The sequence below is a fragment of the Nonomuraea sp. NPDC049655 genome, from assembly GCF_044465465.1.
Taxonomy (GTDB): Bacteria; Actinomycetota; Actinomycetes; order Streptosporangiales; family Streptosporangiaceae; genus Nonomuraea.
Genome location: NZ_JBITLS010000006.1, coordinates 529,042 through 538,114, shown reverse-complemented (window position 1 = coordinate 538,114; position 9,073 = coordinate 529,042). Strand labels below are relative to the sequence as shown.

Here is a 9,073-nt window from a genome sequence, read left to right as displayed (position 1 = left end):
TTCGTTCTTCTTGGTCGTTGAACCAACTACCGGAGACCTCTTCGTTCAACGATCACCGACACGCCTCACACGCGACCTTTCGAAACACGGCCTAGTCCGACCAGGTAGTTGACGGCCTGGCCGACCGCGTCATGAACTTCAGCAGTTGGCACCCAGGCTCCGCGATGTCGTTTCACCAGAGAACCCTTCATGCTCATGGCCCGCTTCAACTCGACGATGTGCAGGCTTCCATCGCCGCGGATCAGAGGAATGTCAACCTCGTCACCCGACACCAGCCTGCGCTGAGCGGCTTCCCCGACGAAACGGCCACCGAAGATCCAGTGCTGCCCTTCCAGCGCCCGTTGTAGGTCCAGCTCCGTGGCAGTTCTGTCCTCCACCACTTTGCGCAGGCTCTCCAGGCGGGCCGAGCGCTGCTGAAGCTGGGATGCCCGGAGGATCATCTGACCATCCGAATCAGCGGCCAGGAGAGCCCATGCCTCTGGTGACGCGGCAATCCGCTGAGCGGCTTCCTCCGGGTCTTCGATATCAACGCGCTCCTGCAGCACACGCTCAAGCCATACCATCGTTTCCCTCCGGCCGCGCAAGAGCGAGTATCGCCCTGGCCGACCTGCCGGCGCTACGAGATACCGAGCGTCATGGCTGAGCGAGCTTATATAGGCCAGCAGATCATCCACATCTGCACCGGGGTGTTCATCGAGAAACTCACGCCCCGCCTCGGCAACGTACTTGAATTTGACCTCAAGCATGTTCGCCACGAACTGCCGCAGGCTTTGATTGCGTACGCCGTCTTGAAACAGTCGGTATCTCTCGTTGAACTCCGGTTGCAGGATACGCTCCTCGGCGTAATCCAGAGAGTCCTGCAGCAGCCGCACGACATCCCACTCGCCGACCGCGGCCGCCTGGCCACGTGCCTGTATCAGGAGTTGCACGAGCGCCTTCCCGCCCCTCCGGTGGCCGCCACGTCCAGTTCGCATGTGCTGGAGCACGGAGGTGACCGCGCGCTTCACCTCGTCGCTGGCCGCCTGCTCGTGAACGTGCTCAAGCTGCAGGTCCAATGAGAAGTCTGATCTGACACTCATGGACCGAAGTGTGACCGACAGGTGTGACACTTTTTGCAAGGGTTCCAGGTACGTTCCCGACGCCGTCAAGGCACGTTAGAGGTCGCCCTGCCGATTACGGAAACCCAGGTCCGGAACTCGCCGTGAACAGCCCCAGGTCTGAGATGTTCTCGAACTCCTCCAGGCGAGCGGTCGACCGCCATGTGACGGATGGGCTCATCCGGCGCCTGCGACACCCTGCCCGGATGCAGGCTTGCCTCCGGCGGTGGCACTCCAGGGGCCGGGATGATCACGCGTCCGCCATCGTCCCGGGCAGAGCCGAGCAGATCAAGGCCATGGGGACAAGGTCGTTCATCCAGGGGCCATTAGCCATTGATCATCCCTGCGGGCACCAGCGCTCCGGCAGCGCCGTCCCCTTGTTGCCATCACGGGCCGCGAGTTGCCTGTCCATGGCGTCGACGATCGCCTCGTCCGCCCCTCAGACCGCGTGCTGGTAGATCAACGCCGCTCACACGTTGTCATGCCCCATCCGCGCCATGAGCTCCTTGTGCCCGCGCCCGACGCGGCGGCGAGCATGTTCCCCGTGTGCCTCAGGTCGCGGAAGTCCGGCCCGGGCAGGCCCATGTCGGACACCACATCGATCCACCGGGACGACTGCTGAAGTTGCCGCAACGGATCGATTCGCCCTTGGTCCAGGAACGTGAGCGATCCTGGCTCGTCTCTACGCAGGTCGACCATCCTGGGTGGATCAACGTCCTGAACTCGGCCGGCGCCGCCTACCTGGCCTTGTCCTCCGACAAGCACGGCCCGTGACGAGACTTCGCGCAACGCGCCCTTGCACGTAGGAGCGTCAGGCAGGGGTGTCCGTACGGGTTCGCGGCCCGAAAACCGTCGCCCCCGCCTGCTACTTTCTCGGTCCATGAACCGTGAGACCTGGACGATCGACGATCACCTTGACGGCAAGCCCGACACATCGGTGGCCCTGTACCGCGAATTCGTCAGGTTGGTTGAGGCGTGCGGCCCCTTCACGTACGCGGTGTCCAAGAGCATGATCACCGTCAAGGGAACACGTCGTGGTTTCGCCGGAGCAAAGCCGGACGCGCGAGGGCTCCGAGGCTATTTCGACATCCAGCGCACGATCAGCGACGACGCTCGCATCACCAGCGTGGCTCCGTACACGAAGCGGCTGTACGTTCATTCCTTCCGAATCTCTGATCTCGCTGAGCTTGATGAGGAATTCGCCGGCTGGCTCCGCGAGGCGTACGGAGTGGGTCAGGGTGGACACCTGGGCGCTTCACAAGAAGGCCAGCCCCGACACGAGCTGTGAGGTCCCTGGTCGTCAGCTGATCGTCGTGCGATCAGACACGGGAACGAGGGGTCAATCACGGACATTCATGACCGGCCCTTCGTCCAGCTCAGCGCCCCGAAGCCCGTTGATCATTGCAGTTCCCAAGCTGGCAGCGCAGATTCCATTCTCATCACCCGCTCTCACACAGCGAAAGCCAGGCCAGGCACTCGCTCCCGACCTGGCTTCACAATTTCCTGCTGGCGTTTCGATCTTCTGCGCCTGTTCCGCGCCCGTTCCCCGCCGTACCGACCGAACGCCCCGACCGGGATTGCCGGGGCGCCGCACACATACAGCCCCACGACCGCCACTGCATGGCTGTACGCCGTACGTGCTCGCGGGCGATCGACTGTCCGGACCCTGGCTCACCGAGTAACGCGGTTGAGCCCTCGGAGGGCACCATAAGCAGCATGCCGAAGAGTCCGCCTGAGTCGGTGAAGCGTCACTTGCGTCAGCGCCTGAACGATCACGCTCGTTCGCGGTGGCAGGTGTCCGGGATCGACGTGCGTTTTCGTGGCGAATTCGCTTATGTCGAAGCGCATCTGCAGGGCGGTGCCTACGCGCGGTTGTGCCGTCTGCGCTTCGAGGGCCTCCCGCACACCTGGGCCTTCGCGCTCTACCTTCCTAGCGATGACATCTACCAGAACAGTCCCCTGCCCAGCGGCCATCTTCGGGCTCACCCGAGGAGGCCCTCGACTGTTCGTGCGCCTTCCACTTTGCCGACCCCGACGCTCGCATCACATCCACCGCCCCAACCAGCTAAAACGGCGGTCCTGAAATCCGGAACATACCGCGGAATGGGGTGGGACCTGGGATGGGAAGCGCCTGATCACGCCGGCGCTCCTCTGCAGTTCAGGACACATGCCGCACACGAAGCAATACCCGCTTCAACGCGCCGGTTCCGGACTTGGAGGCCCTAACTCGATGAGCTGTAAGAGCGACCACCACTACCTGACCAGCCTCAGCCGCTACGTCCGCCTCGGCGAGGAGACCTCTGTCCGCGTCACCGCCGAGGCCGATCCCACTCAACGCCGTGAGACCACGGCGCTGTGCGCCGTGGTCTCTGTGCTGTGATACCTGAACGTTATGGACGCTAGAAGATGCCCAAGAGAATCTTCGCGGCTGCCGCTGCGATGAGAGCTGCGGAACTCACCAGCATCCATCGAGTCGCGCTTCCGAGCTTTTTGGTCCTCGCGTGATGTACGCAGATGCAACGCCATAGCTCCAGCACTGCCGCATCTAATGTCTCCGCTGCGGTTTGCTTGGTGAACGCGTCGCGAAAATCCTTTGCGGAGCTTATCTTGCTGATTGTGTCGCTGTAACTGAATGCGATTGGAGTGCGATCGTCACGCCCTAGAGAGATTTTCCGTATAGATCGCGAGCCGGTGAACACTCCAACCGCACTTATGGTCGAGTAGGCAATGGCCGCTAGGCTGGCTAGCGCGAACGTCCCGGTGATCGGCGATATGGAGGACGTGTTAAGCCCTGAGATGAATACTACTCCGGTGACCACCAGAGCATTGGCGCTCAATATTCCGCCAGCTCTGCTGATGAGCCCCAGCCGGAGCTGATCCGATCGAGTGAGATGCCATTGGGCTAGATTCAGCCGAGCTGTAATGTCTGTCTCGTCGGTCATCTAGCCCCTTGCCTTCCCTTGTCGGCTTGCAGAAGGGTCCACGATTGTCCAACGCGATCGATCGGAAGGTGGTTCCTGCATGGGCATGCAGGAACCAGGCTGCGTCAGGAGCCTCGCCCAACGACCACTGTGCTATATGCATGCAAGGACCAGGCTCCCCCTTCCGGCAGTGCCCGTCGCGTGCTCGTACGTACCCTACGAGCCGAAGCCGACCTGCACGGAACCGTTCACGAGCGCGACGCGCGGGCCGTAGAACCCCGTAGAGCATCCAGGTCCTACACACCATCGGGCAACGCCTTAAACGTTACGCGCGGACCACTCGGCCACGGTCTGGATCTGCCCCGACAGCCTTTCCACGACCTGGGCTTTCGTCTCACAGTCCAAGGTTTCAGGCAGCCGATAAAAAGTAGCCGGCAGGACATCCAGCAGCGAGAAGACGTGCTGGCCATCCCGGAGAGCCAGCAACAGCATGCAGCGCCAATGCGGCGAGTACTCTGGCCGACGGTTCAGGCGATGAACAAACGCCGGCCATAAGTAGTGAGCCGCTTCCGGATCAGCATGCTCGGCCAGCCATCCGGCTCCGTGCTGACGATTAAGGCCGCACACCCTCGCCTCGTCATCAAGATGTATGAGCTCGGCCGTATTGACGACCTTGACGGTGCGCGGGATCTCCGAGGGTGCCATGCCACAAGTATCCGTAGATCAGGATTGCAGGAATGCCTCCGGCGGTGGCGCTCGGGCTCCGGAATGACCACCACGCCGTCTATGAGGACCGCGGATGGCGGAGGTCGAAGCCTGCTCATCCCGTCCACAATCGACCGAGACAAGATGAGCAGACCAGGGCCACGGGGCCAAGGGGCCAAGGGCGTTCCTCCGGCCGGGCCTCGGCCTTGTCCCCGCGGTCCTGGCTCGCTTCCCGTTCCGGCGATCGACTGGTGATCAAGCAGGGGAAGACGTGCGGGCTCGCAGCCGTGTGGCATTCTCCGACCGTGAAGGTGGCCGCAGACGGCAGAACGCCCTTGCCAGGAAGCCTGATAGCGAACGAGGTCGAGACGGACGACGGCTACGCTTTCGAGCTGGAGTCGCCGCTTCTGCTCAACGTCGGTGATCGGCTCGGCTTCGAGAATGGGCGTCTGGTGGTGGCACGGACGGCCGAAGATCGACTGGCCCCCAACGGAGCGTGGTCCACGCGATGCCATCGACACGGGAGCTAGGTCAGCGTTCATGTGACGCCTGCTGATCAGGCCGCGTGGGCCTCGGGGAAGAGGCGTTCGCCTGGCTCTTTCGTACCCACGGACCCGACATCACCCCGCAGGGACCCGCCTTGGGCGAGGTATGGAGAGAAGCGACACCGGGCCGGGCAGCGCACACCTGTTGAGGCGTACCGATCGAACGCTCCGGCCCGTTCAACACGTCGACCCTTTCCATCTCTACTCGCTCGGGTCCTTGCGCCGACGACGCAGTTGCCACCAAGCCCAGTCCGAGTCGGGCGACGGGGGCGACATTGGTGAGGTGCGGCGGAGGTAGTACAGGTCCAGCGGCAGGACCAAGGCGTACAGGCTCGCCCTTGCCCACGGTGGTAAGCCGATGAGCGCCTGTTGCAGTCGCCGACGGGGTGCGTCTCCCGTGCACTCCTCGCATTCACACCTGAAGAAGACACGGTCGGCGGTCCCCATCAGGACCGCCTCCTGCCAAGCCGCCAGGGCCGCCGCCACCGCGCCGGGCCACATTCGGGTGTGTTCCAGGGCGATCACCGCGGCCATCGGACGACGGCCGAGCCCGGGAACATGATGGATCACAGCTCTGTGGGTCCCACACGCCGATCCGCGCGTACGGACCTCCGAAGGGCGCCTACGCGGCATGGCCCTTTCTGGTCGATGACATGGCCACGATGATCGCATATGAGGGCGGGTCACCGGAGCCCCAGCGTCGAGGAAATCCATGACTGTCGTGGCGGGGGCGCTCCAGTTCCGGGTGATGACCTGCGTCACGCCCGGGTCGTAGGTGGGTGAGCTACTCCGCCCGCCATCGCCCGGACAATCCGAGCACACCTGGGACGCTCTACCTCTCCCCCATAACGATGGCCCGCTTCACCTTCAGGCGGAACGGCGACCGACAGGAGCGTCTTAAGGTGAAGATGCGCGCGGCGCCGCAATAAACCTATAGTGGCGGAGCTTCACCTACATATTGAGGTGTACACGTGGCCGAACTCATCGGAATGCTTTATCGGACGATCCCCCTGACAGTAGGCGGAGTCGTCTTCGTAGCCTTGTTCTTGGCGTTTCGACGCGCGCAGCGGCACGCTCATTACCTCTTGTGGCCGGCAGCCGCCTGGTTCCTGGCTGCGTTGGACGAATGGTACATGAACACCTATCAGCCGGAGATGAACATTCGAGTCGACATGCTGCCCTTCTTGGCCGTGATGATCATGACCACGTTCAGTTGCGTGCCGATGGCCTTTCTCCGTCGACGGGCGTAGCCGAATCGCAACGCGAGCACTTTCCAGCCCGACCGGGTGATCACCGCACCATCAGCGTGTGATTGGACAGGATGACAAGGGTTCGGAGCCGTACGACATCAGGACGGAAATGAACCATCCCAGCATCGAGGAGATCCACGAGCGCAAGCGATGGGTCTTGTCCGTGATCGCAGAGCAGGGCGGAGATCGCCTGGACCTGCCGCCGGCCGATCAGCCATACACGTGCCCATGCTGCTTCCACCCCACCCTTCTGGACCGTGGCGGCTTCGGGTTCTGCGAAGAGTGCGACTGGGAGGACGACGGCCAGGACGATCACAACGCCGATGTCGTCATGGGCGGCCCCAACGGGCCGGACAGCCTTACCGCAGCGCGGCGGCGCTACCGCGATATGCGTGGACTGCCGCCGCTGGACCTGTGACGACAACGGCCACGAACGAAGACACAGCAACCCGGACTCCGAAACCGACGTTCCACGCAACGGGAGCCGTACGGCCGCGTGGTTGATCGTGCTCGTACCAAGCGGTCAGCATGCGCTGATCGTCGTTCTGAAACCAGCCCTTGTCCTACGTCTTGGCAGAGAACGGGTACGCGTCGTTGACGACCAGTTCCGCCACATTGAACAGACGGCTGTAGTAGTCAAAGGCGTCGTGGACAGAGGAGAGGTGGCCCCGGTGATGCAGATGCCGTCGGAGTTTGCGCAGGCAGCTGAGAAGAGTGGCCTCATGACCGGGACCGAGCGTGCCGTCGTCTCGTAGGTAGGTCGATACGCAGCCGGCAAGAGTGGCGTTCAATTCGAGGAGGTCGTGCCGCACCGGGGTTGGGACGTCAGGACATGGGACGGTCGCATGCCGGCCCCACAGGATTCCAACCTCTCGGTGCATCACCCGATGGCCCTCCGGGCCGGGCCATCGCCATCCGTACAGGTACCGTACCTCGGACGCCGACGGACTACGGCGATGCTTCGGCTTTTCGAGGCGGCGCCGGTCTGCGAAGGCGTCGACCTCCGCCAGCCAGGCATTCCGGCTGAGTTCCAGCATGTCCAGCGCTCGGATCAGAGCCGACTCATCACGTCGGAGGTTTCCCGCCGTGGCAAGGTATGAGTAGGTCGCATTGAAGCCGATCGGGTGGTAGCAGCCGACTGCGCACCTCAGCGCGCACAAGCGTCTCTTGTGAGAGAGGTCGCGGTCGCGGACGCGTCTGGCGTATGTCCCGAAACCCACAGCACCACCCCTCGTCCGAACCGTCATCAATGCAGTTGCCAAGCTGCCGGTGCGGGCGGGATTCCCGTCGCCCGCTCCAACGCTTCGCCTCTGTGGCGTTTCAGTCGTCGCCGAAAAAACGCCTGGTCTTATTCGTCGTCCTCGTCACCCGTGTAGGCCTCGTACAGCTTGCGGCGGAGGAGGTCGGTTCGGACGGTCAGGGCGCCGAGGAGTTCCTCGTCGCTCAGCCCGTCCGTGGTTCGGAAGGCCCATGAGGAATGGCCTTCCTCGTCGAGGCACTTCACGAGGACTATCGCGCCCAGAGCGGTCCATCCTTCGGGAAGCGGGTAGACGTCGAGGCCGTTCAGGGCCTGGCCGACGGGTACTTCCCTTTCCTCTGTCACGAAGCCTCCTGATGGCTGGTGGCGGCACGAACCGGGATGTGCTGCTCAAGCGCGTCGCAGCAAGCAGCGAAGCCGCCGTGCCGGGGGCACTCGACCTCGCCGGCTCGCGGGCAGTAGTAGATGTCCGGACAGCCGCAGTCGGAGAACACGGGCAGGGGGTCAGGCAGGGCGGCCACGTTCCAGATGATGTGCCGCCGGTTCCCCGCTGCGCAACCGCTTTAGTCTCCGAGTCAAAAGGCGGAGGGCGGCGGGGCTCAGCGGGCGTCTACGGAGAACGAGTCTCCAGCCCAGAGCCCTCTCGCTGTTGCATCCCGGGTTTCAGGAAGGGCGCCTCAGTCGGCCAGCCGCTGCTCAGCCGACTCCCATGGCCGCATTTCGCCGTCTTCGTCGGCGTCTTCTTCGTACCAGCCCGTTTCCGAGAGCCAGGTCTCCAGCCAATCGGTCAGGCTCTCCGAGTCGACATACCAGGCGTGGTGCCAGTCGTCGCCGATCCCGTTCGGTTCGAAGAGCAGTACGGCGCCCTCGGGGGTGCGGCAGTCCACGGCGGCGTACATGCCGCACCCCCAGTCCAGGATGGGCAGCACGTCCGCCGGCCAGTGCGCGTCCGTGCCGGGGCCTGAGGTCTCCCGGACCTCGCGGTATTCGCGCACGACGGTACGTCCTTCTCCCGCGAGCGGGAGGAGCTGGCAATCGGGGCCGAAGCCGCCGTTGGCCACCTCTCGGTAGAGCCGGGCGAGCACCGGAGGGAGTCGAAATCCCAAGATGTGTTCGGCCTGGGCCACCTCCTCCGCCGTCGCGGGAGGAGGCAGGTGCTCCGTGATCGTGCTCGCCTTCGCCGACACACGCCGAAGGAGATCATCGTTGTCCGTCACGACGATGATCCTGTCAGCTGCCCACGACGGGCACTCTCCTGCGATCTCAGCCGCCACCTGCTCGTTCATGCCCGCCCGAG

General features: G+C 63.7%; 10 protein-coding genes. 5 read left to right on the top strand and 5 right to left on the bottom strand.

The window, feature by feature from the left end; genetic code table 11:
- Positions 1-65: 65 nt before the first annotated feature.
- Complete coding sequence (locus ACIBQ6_RS22800; RefSeq protein WP_397214241.1) at positions 66-1,079, bottom strand: Shedu anti-phage system protein SduA domain-containing protein; 1,014 nt, start codon at positions 1,077-1,079, stop codon at positions 66-68.
- Between the two features lie 898 nt (positions 1,080-1,977).
- On the opposite strand from ACIBQ6_RS22800, the gene ACIBQ6_RS22795 reads away from it, so the two are divergent.
- Together ACIBQ6_RS22795 and ACIBQ6_RS22790 are read left to right on the top strand one after the other, a co-directional pair.
- Positions 1,978-2,385: a DUF5655 domain-containing protein gene (locus ACIBQ6_RS22795; RefSeq protein WP_397214239.1), complete on the top strand. Its 408-nt coding sequence runs from the start codon at positions 1,978-1,980 to the stop codon at positions 2,383-2,385.
- 942 nt (positions 2,386-3,327) lie between these two features.
- Entirely contained in the window at positions 3,328-3,477 is a 150-nt protein-coding gene (locus ACIBQ6_RS22790) for a hypothetical protein (RefSeq protein ID WP_397214238.1), read from the top strand.
- Between the two features lie 19 nt (positions 3,478-3,496).
- Here the strand turns inward: ACIBQ6_RS22790 and ACIBQ6_RS22785 are convergent, their stop codons facing one another.
- Positions 3,497-4,039 (bottom strand): hypothetical protein, encoded by a 543-nt coding sequence (locus ACIBQ6_RS22785; protein WP_397214236.1) that lies wholly within the window; start codon positions 4,037-4,039, stop codon positions 3,497-3,499.
- A gap of 297 nt (positions 4,040-4,336) precedes the next feature.
- Positions 4,337-4,723 (bottom strand): hypothetical protein, encoded by a 387-nt coding sequence (locus ACIBQ6_RS22780; protein WP_397214234.1) that lies wholly within the window; start codon positions 4,721-4,723, stop codon positions 4,337-4,339.
- Positions 4,724-6,239: 1,516 nt separating this feature from the next.
- On the opposite strand from ACIBQ6_RS22780, the gene ACIBQ6_RS22775 reads away from it, so the two are divergent.
- The 3 genes from ACIBQ6_RS22775 to ACIBQ6_RS22765 all read left to right on the top strand — a co-directional run bounded on the left by ACIBQ6_RS22775 (position 6,240) and on the right by ACIBQ6_RS22765 (position 7,273).
- Positions 6,240-6,518 (top strand): hypothetical protein, encoded by a 279-nt coding sequence (locus tag ACIBQ6_RS22775; RefSeq protein ID WP_397214232.1) that lies wholly within the window; start codon positions 6,240-6,242, stop codon positions 6,516-6,518.
- A gap of 58 nt (positions 6,519-6,576) precedes the next feature.
- Entirely contained in the window at positions 6,577-6,936 is a 360-nt protein-coding gene (locus ACIBQ6_RS22770) for a CPCC family cysteine-rich protein (RefSeq protein ID WP_397214230.1), read from the top strand.
- Between the two features lie 82 nt (positions 6,937-7,018).
- Positions 7,019-7,273 (top strand): hypothetical protein, encoded by a 255-nt coding sequence (locus tag ACIBQ6_RS22765; RefSeq protein ID WP_397214228.1) that lies wholly within the window; start codon positions 7,019-7,021, stop codon positions 7,271-7,273.
- A 593-nt stretch (positions 7,274-7,866) separates the two neighbouring features.
- Here the strand turns inward: ACIBQ6_RS22765 and ACIBQ6_RS22760 are convergent.
- The gene (locus ACIBQ6_RS22760; RefSeq protein ID WP_352323926.1) at positions 7,867-8,121 is read right to left on the bottom strand and encodes a hypothetical protein; all 255 of its coding nucleotides are present in this window, start codon (positions 8,119-8,121) and stop codon (positions 7,867-7,869) included.
- Between the two features lie 332 nt (positions 8,122-8,453).
- Complete coding sequence (locus tag ACIBQ6_RS22755; RefSeq protein ID WP_397214226.1) at positions 8,454-9,062, bottom strand: SMI1/KNR4 family protein; 609 nt, start codon at positions 9,060-9,062, stop codon at positions 8,454-8,456.
- Between the last annotated feature and the right edge of the window lie 11 nt (positions 9,063-9,073).

What these genes read in the sequence shown, in the direction of transcription:
- ACIBQ6_RS22800 (WP_397214241.1), bottom strand. Translation starts at nt 1,079, where the DNA reads ATGAGTGTCAGATCAGACTTCTCATTGGACCTGCAGCTTGAGCACGTT.
- ACIBQ6_RS22785 (WP_397214236.1), bottom strand. Translation starts at nt 4,039, where the DNA reads ATGACCGACGAGACAGACATTACAGCTCGGCTGAATCTAGCCCAATGG.
- ACIBQ6_RS22755 (WP_397214226.1), bottom strand. Translation starts at nt 9,062, where the DNA reads ATGAACGAGCAGGTGGCGGCTGAGATCGCAGGAGAGTGCCCGTCGTGG.
- ACIBQ6_RS22780 (WP_397214234.1), bottom strand. Translation starts at nt 4,723, where the DNA reads ATGGCACCCTCGGAGATCCCGCGCACCGTCAAGGTCGTCAATACGGCC.
- ACIBQ6_RS22795 (WP_397214239.1), top strand. Translation starts at nt 1,978, where the DNA reads ATGAACCGTGAGACCTGGACGATCGACGATCACCTTGACGGCAAGCCC.
- ACIBQ6_RS22790 (WP_397214238.1), top strand. Translation starts at nt 3,328, where the DNA reads ATGAGCTGTAAGAGCGACCACCACTACCTGACCAGCCTCAGCCGCTAC.